This window comes from Pedobacter suwonensis (assembly GCF_900111825.1).
GTDB lineage: Bacteria > Bacteroidota > Bacteroidia > Sphingobacteriales > Sphingobacteriaceae > Pedobacter > Pedobacter suwonensis.
The window spans coordinates 159,048-185,059 of the sequence record NZ_FOJM01000007.1 but is presented as its reverse complement, the minus strand read 5'-3'; the positions used below and the strand labels follow the sequence as shown (position 1 = coordinate 185,059).

The following is a 26,012-nucleotide window of genomic DNA, read 5'->3' as shown; positions in this document are numbered from 1 at the left end:
TATTTTAGTTGCCAGTATTAAGTTCTAAGTTTAAACCAATGTTATAGGTACGTGGCACAGGATAACCGTTAGAAATATCGCGACCTAATGAGGTTACGTTTTCCGGATTGGGGCCACTATACTTAGAAAATGTAATTAAGTTATTGGTTGAAGCAAATATCCTTAAATTGGCCAGCCCATATCTTTGGATCATCTTCTTATCGAACATATAGGAAAGCGTTAAATTATTAATTTTCAGATAGGTACCACTTTCCTGCCATAAAGTTTGATCGGCCCTTAGTGGTTGAATGTTTCCATAACGGCTAAAATCATAAGGGTATGGGTATTTAGCTACATCACCGGGGCGCTGCCAGATATTTAAATCACCTAACGGCACTACCGCGTTCAATGCATAAGGATCTCTCATAATGGCAATACGATCAGCCAGGGCATTATTTAAGATTGTTCTGTCAGCGGTGTAACTGGCATATACGTTTAAACCCCACTTTTTATACCTCATGGTTAAGGATAAACCACCTGTTAACAAAGGTTGAGAGTTTCCGGTAATTTCATAATCGCGGCCATCCAGAATATAATCGCCGTTTACATCTTTCAAAATCGGGTCGCCGCCATAAAAGAAAGTATTGTTTGTTTGGTACCTTTTTCCGGTAACCGGATCTACCGGTACATCAGCATCTGTTTTATAAACCCCCTGGTTAATCCGCAGGTAGTTTGACAGGGTATTTCTGCCTACACGGAAAACATTATGCTGAAGGTAACCAGAACCATCGAAACGGATATACTGTCCGTTATATTCTGCTGGCAATTTTAACAGCACATCGCGGTTATACGCGCCATTTATCGAAAAAGATAAATCAAAATCCTTGCTGGTAATGGCTTTTACGATTAAGTTTACCTCGGTACCATAGTTAGCGATCCCCAAATCGTTACTCGCCAGTTTATTAAAACCTGTAGTATTTGATAAAACACGATCGAACAATAAGTTATCTACCTTTTTGAAATAACTATCTACAACGATCGAGAATCTGTTTAGAAAACCAATATCGAAACCAATATTGTACTGGCTTGTGGTGGTTGGTTTTAATGCCGGATTCGGAATTAAATCGTAGTTGATACCGATGGTTTGCGTGTTGTTGTAATTTCCATTTAGGTTGTAGATACCATAAATACTTTGAAGATTACCTGTAGGGACAATATTTTGGCCCCATGTTAACCTTAAACTACCATAGTCCAGCCATTTTTGATCAATTAACCAGTTTTCTTTGTTAAAATTCCATCTTAAACCAATTGAAGAATTTTTAGAATATGGATTTTCCAAACCACTGGATGAGGTACCGTCTAAACGATAGGAAAACTCGGCCACATATTTTTTGTCGTAATCGTAAGATAGCGATCCTGCAAAGGAAGCAATTGTGGCATTTTTATAGGTACCTAAAACACCGCCGCCCCTTGAGTAATAACCGTCGTAGCCAAGTGGCCCCTGAAGCTGATCATTCGGAATTCTTTCCTGCCTGCTGATGGATGATTGGGCCCCCAGTTTATAAATTTCGTTAAAAGTATTGATGAAGATATTGTGCTTTTCGCCTAATGTTTTAGCATAGGTAATTGCATTTCTGTTGTACAACTGAAAATTTCTGCCATTGTAATCATAAAGTTTGGCAAATGATCCATTGGCCGCAGCAGGTGTAAAAGTAGTTTCTGTATCTGATGTATAATCGTAACTTAAGGTAGACGATGCTGCCAAACCTGGTATAAATTCGTAACGGGCATCGATATTTGCCCTTAAATTTCTGGAGTTATTATCGTTCAGTGTTTGCAAAGCAGATAACACTCCGCCAGAGGCCTGATAAAAAGAAGGAGGCGGTAAAAGCGTTGAAGCCTGGCCGTTTGCTGCTACACCCGATTGAAGTAAGCCTGCGCCGTTACCTTTATTTTGTTTACCCACCGAGCCATTAACAAAACCGAAAAACCTAAATTTATCGTTCGGTTTAAACTCCATGTTCATATTTAAATTATACCTGTTATAACCCGTATTTTTAATTACACCTTTTTCTGCATAGTAGCCCATGTTGGCTTTGTAATTAAACTTTTGGTCGCCACCATCTAAGGCCAGGTTATGGCTTTGGTTAAAGGTGGTTTGATAAAATACATCCTGCCAATCGGTAGAGTTATTGTAATAAGCATTTAAACTATCGGCAAGGAAAGGTGTATTGCTGATTCCCCTGATTTGATTAATCGTTTCGGCATTTAAAATAATCTGCTGGATCTTTAACTGACGTTCAGAATTACCGCCTAATGTTTCGCGTAGTTTAGGAGGAGCATTTACGAAAAAGTTTGATACATATCTAATCCGTGGCACTTTAGAGTTACCTCTTTTAGTAGTGATGATGATTACCCCGTAGGCCCCTCTTGACCCGTACATGGAAGTGGCCTGCGCATCTTTCAGGATCTGAATATTTTCAATATCCTCCTGAGGGATCAAAGAGAGCGGACTCACGCCAGGCCCCTGTGTTTGAAAACCAAACTCCGCTGCCTTATCTGCATCTAATGGCACACCATCGATGATGTATAATGGCGAAGTAGGCTGTAAAAAAGAATCGTTACCGCTACCCGAGATACTTAAGCTGGATAAACCACGAAGCTGTACCGATCCCCTAAAACCAGGGGCACCGGTATTATTCTGGATATTTAAACCCGGAACCTTACCCTGTAAAAGCGTTTCAATATTTGACACTGGAACATCAGCAACATCCTTTGCACCAAGTACTTGCACCGATCCGGCAGTTGTTTCTTTTGGTCTGTTCTGGTAAGCTACGATAATTACATCATTCAGATCTTTACGGTTTTCGCTAATGGTAACCGTAATATTGGTTTGACCGGTAATTTTGGCTGATGCCGTATTGTAACCTAAAAATTTAAAAAGCAATGTTTCGCCAACAGGTACGTTAACCGAAAATTTTCCATCGCCATTGGTTTGCGTTAAGCCTTTATTTGTGCTTTGCAAAATAACGGATACGCCTGGCACCCCTTGTTTGGTGTCTTTATCGAGTACCCTACCATTTACAATAATGTTTTTTTCTTGCGAATAGGCATTCGTACAACATATTATACATACTATAAGTAATGTATATAAAAGTATATTTCTTTTCATCGTAATTAACTTTATGGATCAACTATTCGTTAGCAAATTTTGGGTTCTCATTTTTGAAATGAAAAACGATTTCCCAGTCGCCGGCCTTGTAAATAGCGAAATCGATACCGAAACTGCCTACTGTACGTGTACCCCCAAAACCAATCCGGGAGTAGCTCAGTTCTGCTTTTGCCCTTGACCCGCCTCTGGCGTAAGATGTAGGGATTTCAACCAATGGAATTGGATAAGCAACATCATACTGCACATATTTGTCGGTTTTTTGGATATTGAATCCATGGATCATCTTATCCCAAACCGTCTCATTAAAAAACTTGGGATCGATCGGTAAAGAATCTTTACCCAAAACCACAATACGCAGGGAATGTCCGTTACCGCCAGATGTAAACGGGCGGATGTATACTACTGCATCCTTTTTATCATTGTTGCTCACCAGATTTAAATTTGAGGTAGCACCGATTACATTATTCAGATAAGGGCGGATGTAATCCCTCAGTTTTTTGTCTAACGGAAACTTTGGATCAGGCGCAGGCAAACCCGTGTAGGCATTAAAATCATTCGAAGGTTCGTAAGGGCGCTCTCTGAACGGCCTGATCTGAAAATCCCTGATCAGACGCTCGCCACCCGAATTTTTAACCTTTACATCAAAAAAGCGGGTATCCTGAGAAAAGTTGGTACTATCTGTTGGACGAGGTTTTAATATCTGATTAGTTGCCGATGGCCATAAAATAAATTCACCTGATGAACGTATCTCGAATATGGGATGTGTTTCAATTTTTCTTTTGGCTTCAATTTCGGCCAGGCTTTTTTCCAGACCGGTATAAGGAGCTGTCCACACATAAGTTGGCGCAGGTGTAAAAAGATCGTTCACCGGCTTTCCATCACCAAACCTCACATTTACAATTTCAAACGTAATCGGATTGGTGGAGTTATCGCTGTTAAAGCCACCGATAAGATTGGTTCTTCCGATGATCGGCTCCAGAATTTTATTGCTAAAATTTACATTGTTGCTGATATAATCTTTCTCATCAGGTAGATCAAATATCTTTTTACAGCCGCTAAAAAGGATTGCAGCGAGTAACGGGAGCGCAAAATATTTATATATGATCGATTTCATCGGACTATTTGGTTTAATTTTTCTATTTCGCATCACTTATTTCGTTTTGTTTATGGTAAACTCAGCCAGCTGGAATGTGCCGCTGTTTCTAAGCTCGGTGATCACAATGCGGTAAAATTTGTAAGCCACTGTGTTGGTACACCTAAATACCTTTTGCTGATACCTTTCTTCAAAGAAGAAATTAGATCTTCTATCCAACTCTACCCAGTTCGAGCCATCCATTGAACCTTCGTAAGTCCAGGCTTTTGGATCCCGCTCGTTGGCATCATTTGCAGATGTTAAGGTATATACTGATGAAACTGCCGGCGTTTTAAGTTCAAACCGCATCCATAGTTCGCCCTGTAAGTCGGCCAGGAATTTAGTATGGTCATCGCCATCAATTACCTTTCTCGAATTTTCTCCACTGGTTATACCTCCACCATTTTCGCGGTTGGATGAAAATATTCCACCAATTTCGAGGTAAAGGTTTGGTGGTGGCGGCACAAAAGTTAACCGGGTAACAAATTCATTAAAACCAAATACATGATCGGCACTGATAACGTGCACAATACCATTTTTGGTCCGGATGTTATTTGACGATGTGGTACTGGTTGCCCAGTTACGAACGAATTTGCTTTTTTTGGTATTATCGAAATTGATAACCTCCGGTCCGGCGCCTACTTGTCCAGAAGCAGACATTTTGGTTACACTTGCGTGCATAGGGTAACCGATGCGAACACTTTTTAAGTCTAAACCATCCTGAAGTTTTAAAGAATCGGTTGTTTTTCTGCCCCGTACAATGTAATAAGAGGTCATTGTATCTAACTGAACAGCATCAATGTTTGCCAAAAAAAGCGGATCTTTATCTGATAGCCTCCGTAGGGTATTTAAGTTCCGTAAAGCCAGCTGAAAGCTTGGATTACTTACTGCAAATAAGGTAACATTGCTATCGGTTAAGGTCTTTTTCAAACCCATCCTGTCGATCGCTACAATCAGCGAATCAAAAACCCCCGGTTTACTTTTCAAATAATCGTAAGTATTTCCAGAAAAAGTTACATTCTGATCTGGTGCATCATAAAATCCCCCATTCTTTTTGCAGGCAGAATTGATGAGTGTTAGCAATGATAAGATTGCCAATGCACCTATATATTTTATTGAATTTTTCATATCTGTGATCATTAGCGCCAGTAAGCATTTTGGGTTAATAAACTATTTTGAGAAAGCAATTTTCTGGATATTGGCCAGTAGATGCCACCAGAGTTAATGAGATTCATAAATTTGGCATCGTTTTGTTTGATTTTGTTATAACGGATCAGATCATACCACCTGGAGCCTTCGCCCAACAATTCACGGTGGCGTTCTTCGAAGATTAGTTTAATCACATCACCACCGTTGATCGCATCAATCAAAGCCGTAACATCATCGTATCTTCTGCTTTGCACAACCAGCAACTCATTTAAAGCGCCATTTTGATCGCCCAATACGGATAAGGCCTCTGCACGCAGCAAAATAATATCCTCCAGGCGGGTAAAAACCAAAGCACTGGTAAAATACCTGAAGTTTGGATCTGTTCCGCCTCCCTGTATAACTTTGATTTTGCTGAAAATGGGATACTTACCATTGAGGTTGGTAAAATATCGTCCATCGTATTTGGCCTGCCCCAAGGTATCAACAGCAAACCTTTGGTCTTTTGGAAGGTTGAAATATTTCAGGATCGAATCTTTTGGAAGATAAATATCCGGAACCGACTTGGTCATCACCGGTTCAGCCAAAGTCAACTCTTCAATATGCCCGGTTGATGAACCATCCACGTGGCCATAATCGGAGTTGAAACCGAACATCTGCCTGGTATTTTTATTATAGAAAAACCCATTGGAGTTAGACAAATCGGCACTTCCGGTAAAACCGCCTGCACTTCTGCCATAATTATCTTCCACGAATTTTGCATATTTAGAAACGTTGGTATAATCGCCATTCCATGCTGCCAAATGAGCTAAAACGGCATATGCCGTAACTTTTGTAGCCAAGGCACCGCCCCATCTTCCCGAAGTTTCATTGTAATAATCAGTCGGCTGTTGCACGTCGCCGCCACTGTAAATAAAGGGCAGATCAGCAGCTGCTTTAAGCATTTCCTGTTCGGCCCACGCTAAAATCCTGGCCTGGCTTTCGCGGGGTTTATTGGTAAATTTACCTTCGTCTGATGAGGTAATGAATGGGACATCGCCCCATATTCTTACCATGTAGAAATAAGCAAAAGCCCTTAAGAACCTGGCCTGCGCAATATCAACCGTCATGTTATTGCCCGTATAACGTTTATCTGTTTCTCTTACATGCGCAATATTTTCCAGGAAAACATTGGCACCGTTTACAATAGCGTAAAACCTTGTCCAATCAGATAAGGCTTCCATTACAGGGTATGCCGCATTTAAATTATTGCCGATCACAGCCTTCAAATCCTGTCTTTTCGGGCTTAAAAACTCTCCTGTTCTTACATCACCATAAATCCAATGACCATTGTTATCTGATAATGCAGCACGCGTTAAAGCATAAACACCTAAAATTCCGGATCGGGCATCTTCTACTGTATTCCAGGCATTTTTTTCGCCAACAACCCTGGTAGAATCTGTTTCCAAAGCTTTATTACAGCTTGAAAAGGCTATTACAGAAAGCAGCAATACGTAAAATATATTTTTCATCTTGGCTGATGTTTTGTTCGTTCTTGTTTTCATCTTATAAATCCATTTTAACACCCAGGGTATATGTTCTCGGAATGGGCTGACCATAACCGGTATCAATACCATCATAATTCACCAGTTCGGGATCCTGGCCGGTGTAAGGCGTGATGGTGAAAATATTGCTTACTGCACCGTAAACGAAGAATTTGTTGATTTTGATGTTCTTCTTACTTAATAGATTACCCAGTTCGTAACCCAATGAAACCTGCCTTAATTTTAAGAATGACGCATTTTCCAGGAAGAGGTCCTGATCTGCGCGATATGGGATTACGGTACTCCAAGGATTGTAAAGCGGATATTTTGAGTAATCGCCACGTTTCTCCCAGAAAGTAATTTCTTTAACAGAACTGATATCGGTATTCCCCTCGCGGTTAACAAAATCAAAACGGTTGGCCATTTCCTGGTTGATGAGCTTTCTGCCTAAATTAAAGTAGAAACTCGTACCCAAACTCCAGTTGCCATACTTAAAGTTGTTATCAAAACCTCCTGAAAGGGTTGGTAGAGCGTGGCCCTTTAATCCTTTGTCGTTATCATCAATGGTGTTATCTCCATTTTGATCTTTCCAGCGTGGATCACCTGCCTTTAACACAATTCCCTTATATTTTAATTTTTGCCCGTTAACCGCCGGCACATCTGCATCCGCCGTATAAATGCCATTGTTTTCCAATAACCAATACTGATCTACGGGCTGGCCAACTTTCAGGAACCTGTTACCCACCACCAACTGACCCAGTCCTCTGGGCAATGCTTTTAATTTGTTAGCATTGTGGTTAAAATTTAAAGCTGAATTCCACGAGAATTTACTTTTTGCAATCACCTGGGCACTTAAGGTAAAATCGACACCCATGTTGTTTACCGACATGCCACTTTCGATGGCTTGTTTATAACCATACTCTGCATAAGCGGGGATACCAATCAATTGGTTTTTATCAGTTTTGCTATAAAGATCAACTGAAACGTGCAAACGGTTTTTCAACATCGCTACATCAGCACCAATATTGAGTTGATCTGAATAAGACCAAGGAACGCCGTAACCTACCCAACCAAACTGGTAAGGGCGGGTTAATACCCCGAACGCATTATAACCCGGTACCGTTAAGTTACCGGTGTAACCAACTGAGGCGGTATATTGTGGGCCCTGGGTATAGTTATCGTAACTAAAGGTACGCCCCATTCTGCCCGCACTTGCACGCAATACCAGATCATCAACCAAGCTGTTCTCTTTTAAGAATTCGTTTTTAAGACTCCAGGCGGCAGAAATAGTTGGCGAATAAAACCACCGGCTTGTAGGCTGTGCATTTGAAGAGCCGTCTAAACGTAATATGGCTGATAAAAAGTATTTATCCGCGAATGAGTAATTAGCTTTTCCATAGAAAGACAATAAGTTATCTTCAGTTTTATCTAAAAACCGATACGTTAACTCTCTTGGAAAGGCTACAGGCGTTAAATAACCTCCATTATCTGAACCATCATCGTTTTTAGGTTTAGAATCAAGTAAGTTGATTTTGATATAATCGTTAACGCCTTTATAAGCGTAGGCATTACTGTATTTATAAATATCCCATTGCATGGTTTGCCCTAACGCAAAATGAAAATCGTGGATTTTATTCAGGTTCATATCATAGGTAACCTTGTTATCCATCATTAACCTTTGGCTAAAGCCATAGTAATTGGATGCATAACTGTTTCCCTGCAAAAGCGTTCGGGCATAAAAAACATCCCTGTAGCCCTCACTGTAATCTGCGTTAAATGACGACGTTACCTTGAACTGTCCGAAAGTTCCTTCTAATTTGGCATAACCTTGAATGGAGTTTGTTTTATTATCATCAAAACCTTTCTTGTATTGCTGGAGATATGAACCATAGAAATCTTTATTTGGTGGCAGCGGTGCACTCAAATCAGGGAAATAATTAAGTTGTGCAAAGCGGTCGCGCAAGGTTTTATTTCTATCGCGGTTCAAACGGTTTGCATTAATCATCGTTGAAAACAGCAACCACTTGGTTGGCTTCATGTTGATATTAAAAGTAGCGCTATACCGGTCAATACCCGTTTCATCGGCTACACCTTCACTTTTGGTATTACCCAATGCAAACCTGAAGTTAGCACGATCTGTACCACCTGCAAGCGAGAAATTAATACCATACACTAATGCATTTTTATAGTATAAGTCGGTCCAGTCTGATTTACCACTATATACATTGTTTAGTGAATCGCTTAAATATACCGGATATTCTTCATCGTCAGAATACCTGCCATTTGTGGTATACACGCCATAAAAGCGTTGCCTGAAGTCATTTTCATATTTACCATTGATGGTATTTACGAATGGCTTTTGCACCATACCGATGTAAGAATTGAAAGATATCGCGCGGTATTTGCCAACGGCTGTTTTTGAGGTTAACACAATCACACCATTAACACCCCTTGGTCCATAAATAGAGGTTGAACCCAGATCTTTAAGCACTTCTACCGATGCAATATTATTCATATCGATGCCCGCCAGCAGGTTGGTAGCCGGACCAATCCTATTGAAATCAAACTGTTGGATATCAAAGGCAAAAGGATGCTCTCTTACCAAAGGAATACCATCGAGCACCACCAATGGCTGGGCATCGTACAAATCCTTTTTGGATAATAATGGCATTGCAGCCCCTCTGATAAACATATTCTGCATAGAACCAGGTTCACCGGAAGGTTCCTGAACGTAAAGACCGGCAAAATTGCCCTTTAAATTCTGTTGCAATGAAATAGCCGGAAAGATTGCTAAATCTCTGGTATCTTTTTGTACACCTCCAGACAATTTGTTGTAAAGTGTTTTTTTCCTGATCTGTTCAAGACTATCCTTCCGCAAAGAGTCTTTAGGCGATACGATCTTTATTTTAGTTGTATCCTGAAAGATCAAATAGTTAATTGTAAGGCCTTTATACTTTTTTTTGCTTGCAGCATAATTTGGTAAAACGTTTAACGTAAACGCTGCAAAAAAAGCAAGGCACGCCCATAAGTATCGCATAGTTAATGGATCTTTTAATTGGTAAAAAAATGATTACTAAAACTTATTTTTTCGGAAACGGCGAGACATGTCTGAAGTTAAAAGGACAAGTACTCTGGCGGTAGTGGTTAGGGATTCTCATAATTTAGTTATTTGGTTAATTCAAATATATAATATGCTAAAACGTTTTAATAACGAATTGTCATTTTTATGAAATTTTTATTAAATAGAGGGATAATATTGAATTATGACAAAATAAATGTCAACCAGACAGATAAAAAAATAAATATTGCTAATATTTCTTATCAAAGTAACACACTAAAAAACAGTGCGTAAAGATTTTTTTAGCCAAGGATACAATAAATTAAACATTTTTTTGTTGCGATTTAACCGAAATACTTAAACGTTTAAGTTGAAACAGGAAATTTGGATTCGCCTTAGTTTAAACACCAGTACATCATTATCTTGTGATGGCTCAAACAGCATCTTAAATCAAGCTTAGCTTTGGCCATAAGACGAAACTACTTCATTCTATTTTTCTGTTGCTACCATATAGATGGGATCTTCTATAATATTTACCGTTATAATCTGATCAGCATTTTTTAGCAGGCGTTTGCAGTCGCTGCTCAAATGTTTCAATTGAAGTTTTTTATCTACTAAGCGGTAACGTTCAGTTAGTTTATTCAGCGCATCAATACCCGACATATCAAAAACACGGCTGTGCTTAAAATCGATTATTATCTGTTGCGGATCTTGGCCTACATCAAACAATTCATTAAAATGAGTAACCGATCCAAAAAACAAAGGTCCGTATATCTCATAGATTTTTACACCACTGGCATCGGTATGTTCATTGGCCCGTATCCGTTTAGCGCTTTCCCAGGCAAAAACAAGTGCCGAAATAATTACACCAATAAGTACGGCGAGTGCCAGGTTATGCAGCCAAATCGTAATAACAGCCACCAGGATACCAATGATAATATCCTGCGCAGGCATTTTATTGATTACTTTAAAGCTCATCCATTCAAAAGTACCAATGGCAACCATCATCATTACACCAACCAGCGCAGCCATAGGTACACGATCGATTACCGGGGCACCCACCAAAATGATCAACAGAACGGTTAATGCTGCAATAATGCCCGATAACCTTGCTCTGGCACCTGCCGAGAGGTTTACCAACGTTTGGGCAATCATCGGGCAACCGCCCATGCCCGTAAAAAAACCATTTGCAATATTCGCAATGCCTTGTGCAATACTCTCCCTGTTCCCATTGCCTTTGGTTGCCGTCATTTCATCAACCAGGTTTAGCGTGAGCAAACCCTCTGTTAAGCCCACACCGGCCATAATGAGCGAATAAGGGAAAATGATCTTGAGCATATCCAGGTTTAGCGGTACTCCAGGAATGTGAAAGGGCGGAAAACCACCGCTTACTGAAGCAATATCCTTAACCAGTTTAGTATTAATCCCAAAACATAATACAACGAGAAAAACCACAATAATAGCCACCAGTGAGGACGGAATGGCTTTGGTAATTTTGGGAAGAATAGTCACTATGGCAATGGTGAGCAATACCAAGGCCAGCATAATATACAAAGGCATACCGCTTAACCATTCTACCTTGCCGTTAACAATGGTTTTGAACTGTTCTAATTGCGACATAAATATAATTACCGCCAAACCGTTAACAAAACCGAACATAACAGGCTGCGGAACCAGCCTCACAAATTTGCCCAATTTAAACAAACCCACCATAATCTGAATCAGCCCTGCCAAAGCCACTGCAGCAAAAACATATTCTATGCCATGGCTTTTCATTAACGCAATAAGTACAATTACCGTTGCACCTGCCCCACCCGAAACCAAACCCGGTCTACCGCCCAAAACAGCAGTAACCAGCCCCATAATAAAAGCAGCGTACAAACCAGTTAAGGGAGGGAAACCTGCAAGAATAGCAAATGATAGCGATTCGGGGATCATCGTCATAGCCACCGTTAAACCTGCAAGCATTTCAGTTCTGTAATTTATTTTCTTTGAAAAATCGAATAGTTGCAGGTAAGGCTTCATCTGTAAAAATTATTAATCAGCTGCAAATATCTAAATTATGAGAACAATAGTACTATAATAAACTTACAGGTGTTGAATAAGTTTAGTATCAGCGAGAGAAAATACCCCTGTTCCTCTGCTTTACTCTTTTAAATCTGCGGGAGAAACGAAATAATCAGTTTGGTGTAGCGTTTATTGCTATCTTATCGTTTTACAAAGACAATCATCTAGATCACAAAACCGCTATGAAAAACCTACTATTGTTATTACTTACTGTTTTCACATTTGTTTCCTGTAAAAAATCAGAAAGATATGGTCCGCTGAACTTAAAAAACGGACAGGAGGTGGAATTACTGGTCAGCCATCGTTATGGTTCAGATAACGACCTGCTATTGAAATTGCCTGGCAATGTAGATGCCGGCGCTTCACTTTCGGGTTTTGATCAGCGTGAACCGGGTTATACTTACCGGGTTAAAGCGAGGTTCAATCGCGATGAAGTACCTTTGCAGGATGGGCCTGAGTACTATTTTGTTTTCGAAAAGATATTGAGCAAGGAGCAGTATAAAGGAAATGAATCTTTTACGGTACAACTGATTACTTCATATGTGCCTGGAGGACCGGTGATAAAGCTGAGCAAAACAGGAAATGAATATTACCTGATTCCAGGCAAATTACAGCTCACTTATGCAAACAGTAGCATTCAAAACGAGCTGGAAGAAATCTGGTTAAACGTACAGGAAATCCGCGCAAACTCAGTAAAAGGGCAACGCCCGAAATGGAAAGCCATTAAAGCTACGGTAGTACACGATCCACAGCAATTTGGGAAAGCCTATATAGTACAACAGATACAGTTTGTGAATTAACTAAAAAATCGGACTGAGGTAAAATGGATGATTTAAGATGGATGATGTAAGATGGACGTAAGGCCTCAATCTAATGGAATTGAAGCCCTAAGTTGAAAATCTTCATTTCGTCGCACTTCAGTAGAGATGACGTCCCTAACGCTGCGTGCTTTGCGGCTTTGCTTCGTGATCTTGGCGGCACAAAACAGAAATATTAACTTTTTTGATCTGCATAGGCAACATCATAGAGATGATTAGGCTTTAAGTAGATGACATTGTTTTGAAAGTCAAAAACCGTATTGAACCTTTTCAGAATATCGTTTCCGAGGTAGTGAACGTTAGTGCCTGGCATGGGTTTATTCTGTTCCATCACCTGCGCCGGAACGTTTTTCAGTTCAAAATTACCGATTTTCAGGCTTTGAAGTTTTACCGTAGTTACCGGCACTTCATTGCCGTTTACCCCACGCATCATTACCTTTTTTATCACCTCCATCTTTTCGGCAGGAAACTTCATTTCCCGCAGCAGGTCACGATCAAGCATAACGGTACGCTGATATCCTAAATCAAAGAAAAACAGGCTTTTATTTTTAGTTCCGTCCTGAGAAATTTCACTTTCTATAAAAGGTTTATTTTTGATATAAGTGATCTTAAACCTGGTGTATTGCTTATCCTGTAAAATCTCTTTGGGCATCGTCGAATGCACCATCATTTTATTTTGATCATAATCCAAAGCTACAATCATACCATCAAATATATCCCACCCTAACAAACCGTCAGTTTCGTTCCCGGCCAACTCAATATCATAAATTTTGCTTTTGTAGGTATGGTTTCCAATTTTGATATCATAATCGGTGTGGTAAAGCTTGGGCTTCGATTTCACTTTTGTTGCCAGTGCAGCATTGGTAAGATCGATGTCATTTGCACCCGAATCAAAATTCATTATTAGCGAATCCGTGCCATTAAAAATGATCGGCAGAAAATTCGTATTGTATTTGTTTACAAAAAAGGGTACAGCGTCATGAATTTCAGGCGATACCTTACTAAAGTTTTTTAGTACTGGAGCGGTGATTTGCGTCAGGCACGAATCTTTTCCATTCAATAGAACAATAAATTCCTTTTTTTGCCCTGGACTAATATTAAAAACGATCGAATCGACATCCGTTTTGAATTTTATCCTTTTGGATTTTGTAAACTTACCCATAGTATAAACATCAAGTTTAACTTTGGGATTGATATGCCAGCGTGAAATTGCATGAGGCTCTTCGTAAATTTTTGCCTGACCTGCATTTGCCTTTACCACTTGTAGTTTGTTTTGAGCAAAGACAGAAAAGGGAAGCAAGAGGGTTAAAACAGGCAGTATTCGTTTCATGATCTATGAATGGGTTGAAAAAATAAAGATAAAAAAGAATCATCAAGCTTTGTCATATTCCATCCATTTAAAATTTGAAACGGCACCTATACCCCTGGATTTTTAAGTGAATAGGTATCATAAAGTCGCGTTTTACCCCTAAACTTGTCTTTTTTGTACACGAACAGCTATAGGCGATGCCGTTATCTTTGAATAACTAAATAAGAAAACCAATATGGCAACTCGAATTTTTGTAAACCTGGCAGTTCAAGATCTTGACCGATCTGTAGCATTCTTTACTAAACTGGGTTATACTTTTAACCCACAATTTACCAACGAAAAAGCAACCTGCATGGTCATCAGCGATACCATTTATGTGATGCTACTCATCAGAACATTTTTTCAAACCTTTACCGAAAAAGAAATTGTAGATGCCCGTAAAGCCATAGAGACCTCCATTGCAATATCCGCAGAAAGTAAGGAAGCGGTTAACGAAATGGTAGATAAAGCAGTCGCTGCCGGTGCCACCATACCCAATCCGGCTACTGATTATGGTTTTATGTACCAGCATAGTTTTGATGATCTTGATGGACACCACTGGGAATATGTATGGATGGACCCAAATGGCATGCCGGAACATCTGGGTTAATTAGATATGACTTTAAGTAAAGCAAGTAGGGTAAAATCCTTTGCTTGCTTTTTTAGTTAGAACGGGCAGGTAAACCAAATAAGTTAAAAGCATAAAAATATAATGGACTAAAGAAAACGCCACGTTACAGATCAATTTATGATAGCAGTATTGCCAATGTGCCCATGTTTTACCAATGATGCCAAAATAGCGGCTGATTATCCGAAACCTGTAGCTTATTTGCTGCTAAAAAATGAAGGCGGTTACTTTAGGGAGCAAAGCAGGTGCTGGCTTGCGTACGCCTGTATTATGCTTTAATTCCTCCTGCGCGATAAAACGCCGGTCACCTTTTGATACATCAGTTCTTCGTCAACCGGCTTATTAATATAGTCATCGGCTCCGAGGCCAAAAACCCTGTCTTTAGTACTTGTGGTTGTATCAGCAGTAATTACAATAATTGGAATCGTTGTTTTGTTTATACCGGTTAAGTTATTTCTGATGGCAGAAATGGCCTCGTAACCATCCATAACAGGCATTTGCAAGTCCATTAAAATTAAGTCAATGGTGTCATCACTCTTCAGCATCTTCAGGCACTCCAATCCATTATCGCAGATACTTACCTTTGTATTTTTCCAGTCTTCAAGCATCATCTGAATGATCATTTGATTCATTGGGTTATCTTCAACAACCAAAATATGTTTTCCTAAAAGATCATGCTCATCGTCTGGATACAGATTAATTGTTTTGATGGTTTCCTGAACAGGATAAGCGAGCAGAATTTCACAGGTAGTGCCCATATCTGCTGCGCTATCAATATTTATTTTACCCTGATGCAAACCAATCAAAACTTTAACGATACTTAAGCCGATGCCAAAACCACCGTGTTTTCTTTTATTGTCAGACCTGTTTTGAGAAAATAAACTAAAAATAATTCCCAGCTTTTCTTTAGGAATGCCGATCCCTGTATCTTTAATACTAATCTGCAGGGTCAATATGTTTTGTTCTATGGCTGAGTTGACTTGCATTGTGACATTTCCCTGGGAAGTGAATTTAATGGCATTGCCAAGTACATTGTGAATAATTTGCTCAAGCCTGACCGGATCGCCAAGCAGCATAATGTTCTCATCCAGCGACTTTATAAAGCTAAATTTCAGGCCTTTATCTTTACACTGTTTCTCTGCGCTTAATGAAAGTTTATTTAAGATATTAACCGGATTAAAATTTACTTTTTCGAGCTTTAGCTCACCTTTTTCAACCTTTGAGAAATCAATAATATCATTTACTGAGGAAATTAAACCATGTGAAGCATATTTGATGATCTCACAATTTGCGATTACCCTCGGGTCGGTACTATCTTTTTCCATGATTGAAGCAAGCCCGAGAATTGCATTCAAGGGCGTTCTTAGTTCATGGCTCATATTGGAAAGAAAGTAAGATTTCATATCGCTCATTTCTTCTGATTTCTGTAGTGCGAGGATCTGAAGCTCTTCCTTTTTATTTCGGAGCATTCGAATTCGGTTTGCCATGGAGAGGGATAAGGCAACGATTTCTAAACCAATTCCAATTTTGGTTATATTGTTAATAGAAAGGTCGTCGGCTAAAATACCGAATCTTGTTATTATTCCCGTAATAATGGTTAAGGCCAGAATTACAATACCTGTAGTATAGAATAGATCAATTGGCTGTCTTTTGTAAAGGATTACACTAATGGATAGAAAAATGATAAGCAGCCCAAGCAATATTATAATATTGATAAGCAGATAGCCATATTTTAATAGGACCGGGCATAAAATAATACCAATAAGCAAAAGTTCTAATGAAATATAAAGCGGGGTAAAAACTTTGTTAATTCTTTGATTTTTTCGCTTGATTTCCAAAAATTCCTGACTGTATTTTGCGAAAAAAAAGCTACAAAGTATACCAGAAATGATGACCGCATGAAGGCTGAGCCAGGAATTTCCGGTACCGATGTATTGATGATAAAAACCATCCAGAGCAAATTGGCAAAGGCCTACAGAAACCACATAAAGCGCATAATACAGGAAGGACGATTCCTTCATGGCCAAGTAGAAAAAGAGGTAAGTAGTAGCAATTACGGTAAGTATGCCATAAAAAATACCCATTATCAAATATTCACCAGCCGTGCGTTCGAGCAAGCTTTGCTGGCTGATCAGCAACAATGGCAGACTGTTTTCCTGTCCATCATTTCTAATGTCTGCAAATGCCTTCTTTGTTTCGCCCGGTTCAAGGAATATCTTAAAAATTGTTTGCCTGCTTTTCACACTTCTGCTTGAAAAGGGTAAATCATCACCACTTTTTTGAGATTCAATTTTGTTATGGGCATCAATTAAATAAAGATTTACCTGATTTGTTGAAGGTTCTGCTATTTGTAGGTAATAGGTTAAGGGCGTTTTGGTTGTGTTTTTTAATTGAAATATTAGCCAGTAATTGCAACTCGTGAAACCCAGATTACCTAATTTTCCGCTTAACTTTTTGAAAGGAAGCTTTCCGCTGTTACTAACGATTTCATTTAATGTTACCGTTTTTGAGCCGGTATTGAGTATTCGCGCATGATTTAGTATCGATAGTTCTTCAGGTAAATTATCTTCGCGAAATTGGTATTGGGCTTTAGCTTTTAATAAGCAAAGCAATAAAAGCGATAAGGTAAATAGTATTCTCACAATAGACCATTGGAGTGAGGCTAATGTCCTGCCTACTCACGCATTAAAAAATTGAATTATTACAGCAATTGAATTGGATCTTTAAGGATATAAATAAGCAGTAAATGTAATAGAAAATTTGAAAACTACTGTTGGCATTTTTTAGATTGTCTGCGGCACAATGAAAATTTCCCTGGAAATCAGTTGCTAAAAAAATTAATTGAATTTGGTTATAATTTAATACGGTTTTGGTAGCCAGATAAACAGAATTAAGTAAGAAAAAAACACCCTATGCGCTCTACCTAATATACGTATCCTACCAAACTCAAATTATGCCTTCTCTCTTTAGAATTAAATTTCAATAATGTAAAGTTTTAACCTTTTTGATAGCTGATGCTATAATTTGATGCATATCATAATACTTATATTCAGCTAAACGCCCCCCAAAAATAATATTCGACTCACAGTCTGCAAGTTTCTGATATTTTTTAAACTTATTGTTGTTATATAGATCATTAACTGGGTAGTAAGCTTCATTTCCCTTCTTCCATTCTATAGGATATTCTTTAGTAATTACAGTTCCGGGTTGTTTCCCAAATTCGAAGTGTTTATGCTCAATAATACGGGTATAGGGAATTTCCTTTTCTGTATAATTTACAACTGCAACACCCTGATAGTTATTTATGGGACGGTATTCAGTTTCAAATCTTAAGCTTCTATATGCCAATGAACCGAATCTATATTCATAAAATTCGTCTAATTTCCCAGTAAAAACCATTAATTGAGCTAATTCAGAAAAGTGACTGCGTGCTGAAAAAAAATCAATTCCTGTTCTCACTTCAATACCGTTTAATAAACTATTGATAAGCACATTATATCCTCCTACTGGTACTCCCTGATACCTATCATCGAAATAATTATTATCAAAAGAATATCTGATAGGTATACGTTTGATGATGGAGCATGGTAATTTGCTGGCCTCTCTTCCCCACTGTTTTTCCGTGTAGCCCTTTATGAATTTATTAAATACTTCTTCTCCAACCATCTTTATAGCATGTTCAGCCAAATTTCTAGGGTTAATTTTATTGAATCCAGATGTCTGATTTTCAATGTATTTTCTAACTTCAAGAGGTGATTTAATTTTCCATAGTTGATAAAATGTATTCATATTAAAGGGCAGATTATATAGCATCCCTTTATAATTTGCCATAGGAGAATATACAAAGTGATTAAATTCACAATGAGTATTTACGTAATCCCAAATGGCTTTGTTATCAGTGTGAAAAATATGAGGTCCATACCGGTGAACATTGATACCTTCGATATATTCGCAACGTAAGTTTCCGCCTGCTTCTTTTCTTTTATCAATTACTAAACATCTTTTCCCTTTATTAGTCATCTCTCTTGCAAAGACGGCTCCGTAAAGGCCCGACCCGATAATTAAATAATCATAATCCCTTATCATTTGAAATGCTTTTTTTGAAATAACTTCTCTAAAAAATTTGATTAGCCCATCCACGTTATATTCGAAACTAAATCATAGCTTCTTATTTTGAATATTCATTCCGAAGTCTCCCATAAGCTCAACGTCTTTTAAACTTAAAGCCAAATCGTTAATTAATTTCCAGTTCTAATAAATCTAATCAAATAAGAAATTGGCCTTCTTATAAAATGAAATTGATTAAAGATCGGCGTAATTGCAAAAGCAACGCTCTTCCTCACTTAACTATTAGCCTTCTTTACAGTTTGCAACTTCACAGGATGATAAAGTAATGGCTCCCACATTTCATTTTCCTCTATTACAGGGCGATACCGCAAACTTCCAGTTCTCATACTGCCTGAAGATTCGGCGTATGCTGCTCTGTAGAAAAAATTCTGGCAACCAGGAAGTACATATTTTCCCTCACCTCCAAATTCAGCAAACTTAAATCCCCCTGACTTTAATAAGCTTGGTAACAATACCTCAAAGTGACCAGAATACCCCCTCGCGTGACACTTGTCAATAAAGTTTAAAGCCGATCTGGAAATTCGAAAAATAGGGTTAAATGATCTTATAAAATCAATATTGGGTTGTCGATCCTCTATGCGCAAACTTTTCCACCAATACCATTCTGGTTCATCTTCAAAATCTCTTACATGGCTAGCAATAAAATCTGAAGAAACCCTATTAATTAGGAAATAAGAAAAAAATGTATTCCAACCTTGTAAACATCTGATATCATCTTCCACATACCAATAGAAATCATAATTAGGGTATTGTCTGAAAAACTTAATTAATGGAAAATGATTGCTCCCGTCTAGTTTTGACCCTATAAAAGGTTCATATCCAAGTTCATTTAGAATATCATCGGTAAAAACAAAAATTTCATCATCGGAAAGTGCATCAGGAATTGTTTCATTAAGGGACCGATGATACAACATTTTTACGCTGGCATGATCTCCTGTTTCTCGTTTAAGCTTATTAAATTGTTCGATGATTTCTGTGTCACTTTTATTTGTTAAAAACAAAACAACTTGATTTACTGGGTCTAAATCATAACTAACAGGGTTAGAGATATATTTTCCTTCTGAATAAAGTATATCCTTGTCAATTAAGTCTAGTACATCCTTATCGATGTTTTCATCAAACTTTCTTGCAAACATAGCATGACTTTGCTGAATTAAAAGAAAATCTTTCAAACCAAGTGTTCTGGGATGGAGATAAGGAGGATCCCATTTAATCAATCTTAAATTATCACAAACAAGAGATTTCCCTACGAAATCTTCTCCGCAATTGTGGAGTAATGTCTGAAAAAAACTTTCATCAGGTATGGTTACCACTTTAAAATACTCCAAATAGTCTGGATTATGAGCTAAAAAATTTAGAATAAACCGTGCAACTTTAATTGGAAATGACCACCATTGAGAACCCCCATAAATGCTCATTGTTTCATTAATCTCACAAAAATTCGGAAATCTGTCTACCCCTTTAGCGTACCATTTTTCGTATGGAATTTTAAAATATTCGATGAAGATAGATTCACGATTTTTGTCGAAATACGATTCAATTTCCTCAACCGATTTAATAGGATAATCGCTTCCACTCAACAAGATTATGCGGTCAGCAATAGAAATGTGATTAACCACGTAGGCCATTGCATTTAGGGTGGCCTGTACCAGGCCAAATGAGCCCCAATGAGAAAAACACCTCTCTTTAAGTATGACTACTTGTTTATCGCTATCAAAAGCGACTAAAAAGTCCTCAACAGGTATTGACTTATCTACATGAACAACGAAATTGGCATTCACACTTTTTAAGGTATTAATTAACCTGATTAATCTGTTGGGGCTATCATGAGCTAAAATAATGTAAGTTATATTAATCATTCAACGGCTACGGATTGTTAACTATAATTTTTAAGTTTCTAAGGATACGACTTAACCAAGAGCTTTCCTTAGTGACAATCTCTGCATCAGCCAGCATTCCATTCTTTAATGTGATAGATAATTCAGGGTCTTTATGTTCAAATTGCTCAAAGTCTACTTTCGCTATAAAAACGCTATCATGGACTGCCACGTCTGAGATATAGCTGATTTTTCCTCTAATTACTCCAAACTGCTCAAAGGGATAACCATGTACCTTTATTAATGCCCGCTGACCTAAGCTAACCTTACCCATATTGTATTGTGGGATTCGAATCTCACCAAAAAAATTAGTATTATCAGGTTTGATCATGAAGACTTCCTGATTAGCCATAACAGTTTGATTTTCCTGTATTATACCAGCATAAGTTACCGAACCATAAACAGGAGCTTTTAAAACATATTGATTTACCCAGATATCAATGTCAGATATTATTTTACCTAAGCTTTGCATGAATTTTGCGTTTTCATCTTCAATGGTGTGTTTCAACTCCAATATCTCCTTTTGCTTACTTAAATAAACACTTCTGTTAGTTAAAATAGCTGTTGAAGTCTGTTGTAATGGATAGTTTCCAGAAAGGTATTTATTTTCCTGCTGCCTGTATTCATTTTTAGAAATGACGCCTTTCTCCCGTAATTTCTTATAGGCATCAAATTCATCCTGAATATTTTTTAGTTCCATAGTTTGCAATGCCTGCTGACTAAGAATTTGTTGTTTCAAATTGTTAATTTCAAGCAGATCGCGTTTCAGGTATTTTTTTTTATTTTGATAATATCCCCCTTCTCGTGTTGATATAAATTGTAGATATTGCTGATAAAAATTTTGATATTGCGACTGTAATTCACCTAGATTTAAATCTTTCAAAGTTAATTTGACAAATCTTCCTGCTTTAGTAAGACTATCATGCATAATAATTAATGACTGGCGAAGTTTGAGTACATCGCGATAACTGGCTGTACTCTCCATAAAAGCAAGGGGTGTGTTTGGAGATACTTTTGCTCCTTCTGCGACTAATAGGGAAATTATTTTCCCAGTTTGTTTGGCATAAACTGGTTTAGGGGCGTTTAATGAATTAACTTTCATACCTGTTTTTATAATATCTGGATATTGAATGAAAGAGGAAGCGGTAACAATAGATACTAATACTAAAAACACCAAAGAAATGCCCCATTTTAATATCCAGGAGGGAACTGAAGTTATAATCTCCTGAACCTCTTCGCAATTTATCTGGTTACTATCTAAAGATTCTTTAACTGTATTCATAAAGCTTCAAATTTCTAACTCCAATTGATTTTTTACCAGTTCATAATATTGACCTCTTGCATCTGTCAGCTCATGATGTGTACCTTGTTCTACAACTTTTCCCTTATCCAAAACAATGATGTTATCAGCGTTTTTTACTGTACTTAAACGGTGAGCCACAACTAATACAGTTCTTCCTTTGAAGAAATTTTCCAGATTTTGCATTATTACTATTTCATTATTTGCATCTAAGGCATTTGTTGCCTCATCAAAAAAGATATAATCCGGGTCTTTATATACAGCTCGCGCGATAAGGATGCGTTGCTTTTGCCCTTGACTAATTCCGTTACCGGATAATCCAATTATGGTATTTAGGCCCAAAGGAAGATTATTTACAAAATCATGAATATTAGCCAAATGCAAAGCATGCTGAAGTTTGGCCATATCAGGATAATCATCTCCGACGGCTATATTTTTTGCAATAGTATCTGAGAATATAAAACCATCCTGCATAACAACTCCGCAGCATCCCCTCCAAAATCGATAACCAATATGCTGTAAATAGTTGTTTCCTACTTTAATATCGCCAATTTGAGGCGCATAAAAACGCAGCAATAACTTTAAAATGGTTGTCTTTCCGCTTCCACTCATGCCAACTATAGCAGTTGTTTTACCTTCAGGAAAATTGATATGAATATCCTTTAAAACTGGTTCATTTCCGGCTCCGGGATAGGTAAAGGTAATATTATGGAGTGCTATGCCTTTATCGGAAGGTAATTCCGATAAAAATTTCATTTCAAAAGGTTCTTCATCTTTTAGTTCATGAATCTCACTTAATCGCTCCATGCTGATTTTTGCATCCTGGTAGGATTGCAGAAATGTAAAAAGTTGTTCAATGGGACTGTTTAATTGACCAACGATATATTGAACGGCCATCATTGCTCCGAGTGTTAATTGCCCATCCACTACTGATTTTGTTACCATAAGGGTGATTAGGATATTTTTGCCCTCATTAATAAAAAATGTTCCAAATTGTTGATATTGTCCAAGTGCTAGGCTCTTTATACTGAATTTGAATAAAGAAGCCTGTATACGCTCCCATTCCCATCTCTTCTGCTGTTCACAATTATTTAATTTTATTTCTTGTATTCCACCGATTAGCTGAACAATATTATTTTGGTTTTCAGAAGAAATATCAAATCTTTTAAAGTCTAGTTCACGCCTTTTCTTAAGAAAAAATACAACCCACATACCGTAAATAAAACTGCTAATTGCAAAAATGAGGAATATAGAGCTGTTGTAATAAAGCAATACAAATGCAAAAACTACGAGGTTAAAAAGAGAAAAAATAGTATTAAGTGAAGAACCTGTTAGAAAATTCTGAATTCTCCCCTGATCACTCATACGCTGCATAATATCACCTGGCATTTTTGTCTCAAAGAATTCCATTGGTAACTTTAACAATTTAATAAGAAAATCAGTTAAAATGGAAATATTTATCCTAGTGCTCATGTGTAGTAATATCCATGAACGAATGAAGTCAACACTCATTCTACCTAAAAACAACATGGTTTGCGCAATAACAACTACATAAATAAAATTGAGGTTTCGTGTATTAATACCAATATCAACTAATGACTGTGTTAAAAATGGTAAAATCAATTGTAGCATACTTCCAACGCCCAATCCTATAAAAAGCTGTATAATAAGTCCTTTATATGGCATAAGATACTTTGCCATATATGCAAAGTTCAACTGTTTAACTTCATCATCATCATTAAGGAAAAATTCAGGAGTAGGCGAGATCAACAATGCTACTCCTTCTTTATTTTCACTAAACTTATTACTTCTCCAATACCTGATAAATTCTGGTTCATTAAATTGGACAATTCCCTTTGCAGGATCAGCTATCAAATAACTTTTTCCTCTATAAGTACTTTTATTAACTCTTATTAGAACCACAAAATGATTCTGGCTCCAATGCAATATACAAGGTAATTCTACTTCTGAAAGTTTCTTTAGATCAATCCTTACACCATTACATCTGAAACCGATTTTTTCTGCAGCTTCACTGATACCTAAAAATGAAACTCCGGCCCGGTTAATCCCCGAGATTTCCCTTAAACGTTGTAAACTATAATTACGGCCATAATATTTCGCTATCATACGTAAACACGTTGGTCCGCAATCCATCTGGTCCGGTTGAATGTAAATAGTAAATTTCTTGCGCATTTATCAAAGTTTAAAACGTTTCCAGTATAATAACTTACCTAACTTACATACTAAACAAAATATTTTATATCGTCCAGTTGATAAGGCTCAGTTATCTTGAAACCATTTAGCAGGATTGTGGGTGTATAAGTAATCTCTGCTTCATAACACCATCTTCTTTGCCGATCTAATATTATTTCTATATTTGAGTCAAGATCTATAGGATATCGTCCTGACCACTTTATATAATCTTTCTCCTCTGACTGATACCAGTCATTCAAAGCTTTTACTGTAATTTCTTTCCTGTATAAACCTAATGCAATAGCATGCCTAGCCACGGTAGTACGTTGATCAGATTCCTCGGTACTTGTTGCGAATATGATGTTAACCCGAATATCGCTTCTTTGCTTAAGCCATGTCTCTAAAGTTTGATGTGCTTTTGCACAAGGGCCACAAAACGGATTGCTAACCATCGTGATAACATTTTTTGCTTCAGGATTACCTAAAACAATAGGTTTCAACTCTTCATGGATTTCCATTTTCTTTTGACTACTTATTAAACCGTGAAATAGCTTTGTATTATATTTAAACTTCTTGAGTTGATCTTTTAAAGGAGTTACTTCCTCAGATCTCGATAGTACCGGCTTGATAAAAGTCCATACGGCTACCGGGGCCAGAAAACATAAAATAAATGTAGATAACGATGTTAAAGAATAATTGATCAACAATTGAGGTAAACCATGGTGACTTATAAAGAAAACGATGGCCTGAGTCCACAACAATACCTGAACTGAACAACATAAAATACACCAGTTTCTGATTTTGATCTGATACCCTATGGAATATACTGTATAAGGCAAGCTTATCAAGTTTAACCAACTTATAAAATTCATACTTGACGGATCAATAAGCAGACAGATTAGTGTTCCCGTAAAATAAAACATTCCTACTTCGCTCCAACTAAGCCAACTGGTTACATTTGCTGCATCAGATTTCAAAATTGCGTTACAATTGTTTTTTTTACCCAAACTGCATAAATTTTGTACAAATATGTTCTTTGCATTAATGCTATGTATTAATAAAAGTGTACATACAGCTATTCCAGCCATTGTTATCAATAGCATTAGCAAATAATCGAAATGAAAAGTATTTCTGCTAACCATTAAAACCAAAGAGAGAACTAGAGTTGAGACTAAAAAGGGAATACGGGCTTGATTAACAATCCCCCTTAAAAATGCCTGTTTGAAATCGGCCTCTCCACTTTCTTCATCTTTCTCTGCGTAAAGCACAATACCATCCCAATGATTTAAAAACTTTTCTTTTGATATTTTTCCATGCCGGGTATGCTCATTTGAATAACAGAAATTTGTACCTTCAATATTTTTAACGAGTAGAAACTGACCGCCGTCGGTGTCTACACGAGCAATAAAAGGGAATGGCAGATTCTGCAAATCGCACTCCCATTGATTAATTTTAAATGCCTGATTCGGTACATTCCAGGAAGTTAAGCAATCGCTTAAGGAAAGCATACTAGGATAATTTGGGTGTGACAAAACCTCCCGGTTTATGGTAAAAGAAGTCACAGAAATGCTTAGTTTTTTTAATAGAGAAATTAACACGAAGACCGCATTAGGTGTTTTTTTGAGCGAATTTATCATATTAGC

Annotated in this window: 15 protein-coding genes; 2 read left to right on the top strand and 13 right to left on the bottom strand. The window is 37.6% G+C overall.

All coding sequences use genetic code 11. The features are described from left to right. Nucleotides 1–4 precede the first annotated feature (4 nt). The 6 genes from BM107_RS10925 to BM107_RS10900 form a co-directional block, all read right to left on the bottom strand. Nucleotides 5–3,151 (bottom strand): SusC/RagA family TonB-linked outer membrane protein, encoded by a 3,147-nt coding sequence (locus BM107_RS10925; RefSeq protein WP_090983153.1) that lies wholly within the window; start codon nucleotides 3,149–3,151, stop codon nucleotides 5–7. A gap of 22 nt (nucleotides 3,152–3,173) precedes the next feature. Next, nucleotides 3,174–4,265 carry a DUF5007 domain-containing protein gene (locus BM107_RS10920; RefSeq protein WP_090983348.1) on the bottom strand — a complete coding sequence of 364 codons (1,092 nt, stop codon included), beginning with the start codon at nucleotides 4,263–4,265 and terminating at the stop codon, nucleotides 3,174–3,176. 36 nt (nucleotides 4,266–4,301) lie between these two features. Beyond that, complete coding sequence (locus BM107_RS10915; RefSeq protein ID WP_090983346.1) at nucleotides 4,302–5,411, bottom strand: discoidin domain-containing protein; 1,110 nt, start codon at nucleotides 5,409–5,411, stop codon at nucleotides 4,302–4,304. An 11-nt stretch (nucleotides 5,412–5,422) separates the two neighbouring features. Next, nucleotides 5,423–6,940, bottom strand: coding sequence for a RagB/SusD family nutrient uptake outer membrane protein (locus BM107_RS10910; protein WP_090983344.1), 1,518 nt, complete (start codon nucleotides 6,938–6,940; stop codon nucleotides 5,423–5,425). A 34-nt stretch (nucleotides 6,941–6,974) separates the two neighbouring features. Then, nucleotides 6,975–9,989 carry a SusC/RagA family TonB-linked outer membrane protein gene (locus BM107_RS10905; RefSeq protein ID WP_090983151.1) on the bottom strand — a complete coding sequence of 1,005 codons (3,015 nt, stop codon included), beginning with the start codon at nucleotides 9,987–9,989 and terminating at the stop codon, nucleotides 6,975–6,977. 510 nt (nucleotides 9,990–10,499) lie between these two features. Next, complete coding sequence (locus tag BM107_RS10900) at nucleotides 10,500–12,035, bottom strand: SulP family inorganic anion transporter (protein ID WP_090983149.1); 1,536 nt, start codon at nucleotides 12,033–12,035, stop codon at nucleotides 10,500–10,502. A 224-nt stretch (nucleotides 12,036–12,259) separates the two neighbouring features. Between BM107_RS10900 and BM107_RS10895 the strand changes: the two genes are divergently transcribed. Beyond that, nucleotides 12,260–12,877 carry a hypothetical protein gene (locus tag BM107_RS10895; RefSeq protein ID WP_090983147.1) on the top strand — a complete coding sequence of 206 codons (618 nt, stop codon included), beginning with the start codon at nucleotides 12,260–12,262 and terminating at the stop codon, nucleotides 12,875–12,877. A gap of 193 nt (nucleotides 12,878–13,070) precedes the next feature. Here the strand turns inward: BM107_RS10895 and BM107_RS10890 are convergent, their stop codons facing one another. Beyond that, on the bottom strand, nucleotides 13,071–14,225 hold the full coding sequence (locus BM107_RS10890) for a retropepsin-like aspartic protease (protein WP_090983145.1): 1,155 nt from the start codon (nucleotides 14,223–14,225) through the stop codon (nucleotides 13,071–13,073). A 214-nt stretch (nucleotides 14,226–14,439) separates the two neighbouring features. Between BM107_RS10890 and BM107_RS10885 the strand changes: the two genes are divergently transcribed. Continuing rightward, nucleotides 14,440–14,853 (top strand): VOC family protein, encoded by a 414-nt coding sequence (locus tag BM107_RS10885; RefSeq protein WP_090983143.1) that lies wholly within the window; start codon nucleotides 14,440–14,442, stop codon nucleotides 14,851–14,853. Between the two features lie 293 nt (nucleotides 14,854–15,146). Here the strand turns inward: BM107_RS10885 and BM107_RS10880 are convergent, their stop codons facing one another. From BM107_RS10880 to BM107_RS10855, 6 genes are all read right to left on the bottom strand, one after another. Beyond that, nucleotides 15,147–17,513 carry a hybrid sensor histidine kinase/response regulator gene (locus BM107_RS10880; RefSeq protein ID WP_090983141.1) on the bottom strand — a complete coding sequence of 789 codons (2,367 nt, stop codon included), beginning with the start codon at nucleotides 17,511–17,513 and terminating at the stop codon, nucleotides 15,147–15,149. A 337-nt stretch (nucleotides 17,514–17,850) separates the two neighbouring features. Then, entirely contained in the window at nucleotides 17,851–19,011 is a 1,161-nt protein-coding gene (gene glf / locus BM107_RS10875) for a UDP-galactopyranose mutase (protein WP_244278790.1), read from the bottom strand. 203 nt (nucleotides 19,012–19,214) lie between these two features. Then, on the bottom strand, nucleotides 19,215–20,858 hold the full coding sequence (locus tag BM107_RS10870; RefSeq protein ID WP_090983139.1) for a beta-1,6-N-acetylglucosaminyltransferase: 1,644 nt from the start codon (nucleotides 20,856–20,858) through the stop codon (nucleotides 19,215–19,217). 7 nt (nucleotides 20,859–20,865) lie between these two features. Beyond that, complete coding sequence (locus BM107_RS10865; protein WP_090983137.1) at nucleotides 20,866–22,158, bottom strand: HlyD family secretion protein; 1,293 nt, start codon at nucleotides 22,156–22,158, stop codon at nucleotides 20,866–20,868. A gap of 6 nt (nucleotides 22,159–22,164) precedes the next feature. Beyond that, nucleotides 22,165–24,369, bottom strand: coding sequence for a peptidase domain-containing ABC transporter (locus BM107_RS10860; RefSeq protein WP_090983135.1), 2,205 nt, complete (start codon nucleotides 24,367–24,369; stop codon nucleotides 22,165–22,167). A 50-nt stretch (nucleotides 24,370–24,419) separates the two neighbouring features. Further along, on the bottom strand, nucleotides 24,420–26,006 hold the full coding sequence (locus tag BM107_RS10855; RefSeq protein WP_090983133.1) for a thioredoxin domain-containing protein: 1,587 nt from the start codon (nucleotides 26,004–26,006) through the stop codon (nucleotides 24,420–24,422). Nucleotides 26,007–26,012: the final 6 nt, after the last annotated feature.

Excerpts from the sequence above, each read along its gene's own strand:
- BM107_RS10860 (WP_090983135.1), bottom strand. The coding sequence starts at position 24,369 with ATGCGCAAGAAATTTACTATTTACATTCAACCGGACCAGATGGATTGC.
- BM107_RS10870 (WP_090983139.1), bottom strand. The coding sequence starts at position 20,858 with ATGATTAATATAACTTACATTATTTTAGCTCATGATAGCCCCAACAGA.
- BM107_RS10865 (WP_090983137.1), bottom strand. The coding sequence starts at position 22,158 with ATGAATACAGTTAAAGAATCTTTAGATAGTAACCAGATAAATTGCGAA.
- BM107_RS10905 (WP_090983151.1), bottom strand. The coding sequence starts at position 9,989 with ATGCGATACTTATGGGCGTGCCTTGCTTTTTTTGCAGCGTTTACGTTA.
- BM107_RS10925 (WP_090983153.1), bottom strand. The coding sequence starts at position 3,151 with ATGAAAAGAAATATACTTTTATATACATTACTTATAGTATGTATAATA.
- BM107_RS10915 (WP_090983346.1), bottom strand. The coding sequence starts at position 5,411 with ATGAAAAATTCAATAAAATATATAGGTGCATTGGCAATCTTATCATTG.
- BM107_RS10900 (WP_090983149.1), bottom strand. The coding sequence starts at position 12,035 with ATGAAGCCTTACCTGCAACTATTCGATTTTTCAAAGAAAATAAATTAC.
- BM107_RS10855 (WP_090983133.1), bottom strand. The coding sequence starts at position 26,006 with ATGATAAATTCGCTCAAAAAAACACCTAATGCGGTCTTCGTGTTAATT.
- BM107_RS10910 (WP_090983344.1), bottom strand. The coding sequence starts at position 6,940 with ATGAAAAATATATTTTACGTATTGCTGCTTTCTGTAATAGCCTTTTCA.
- BM107_RS10920 (WP_090983348.1), bottom strand. The coding sequence starts at position 4,265 with ATGAAATCGATCATATATAAATATTTTGCGCTCCCGTTACTCGCTGCA.
- BM107_RS10890 (WP_090983145.1), bottom strand. The coding sequence starts at position 14,225 with ATGAAACGAATACTGCCTGTTTTAACCCTCTTGCTTCCCTTTTCTGTC.
- BM107_RS10895 (WP_090983147.1), top strand. The coding sequence starts at position 12,260 with ATGAAAAACCTACTATTGTTATTACTTACTGTTTTCACATTTGTTTCC.
- BM107_RS10885 (WP_090983143.1), top strand. The coding sequence starts at position 14,440 with ATGGCAACTCGAATTTTTGTAAACCTGGCAGTTCAAGATCTTGACCGA.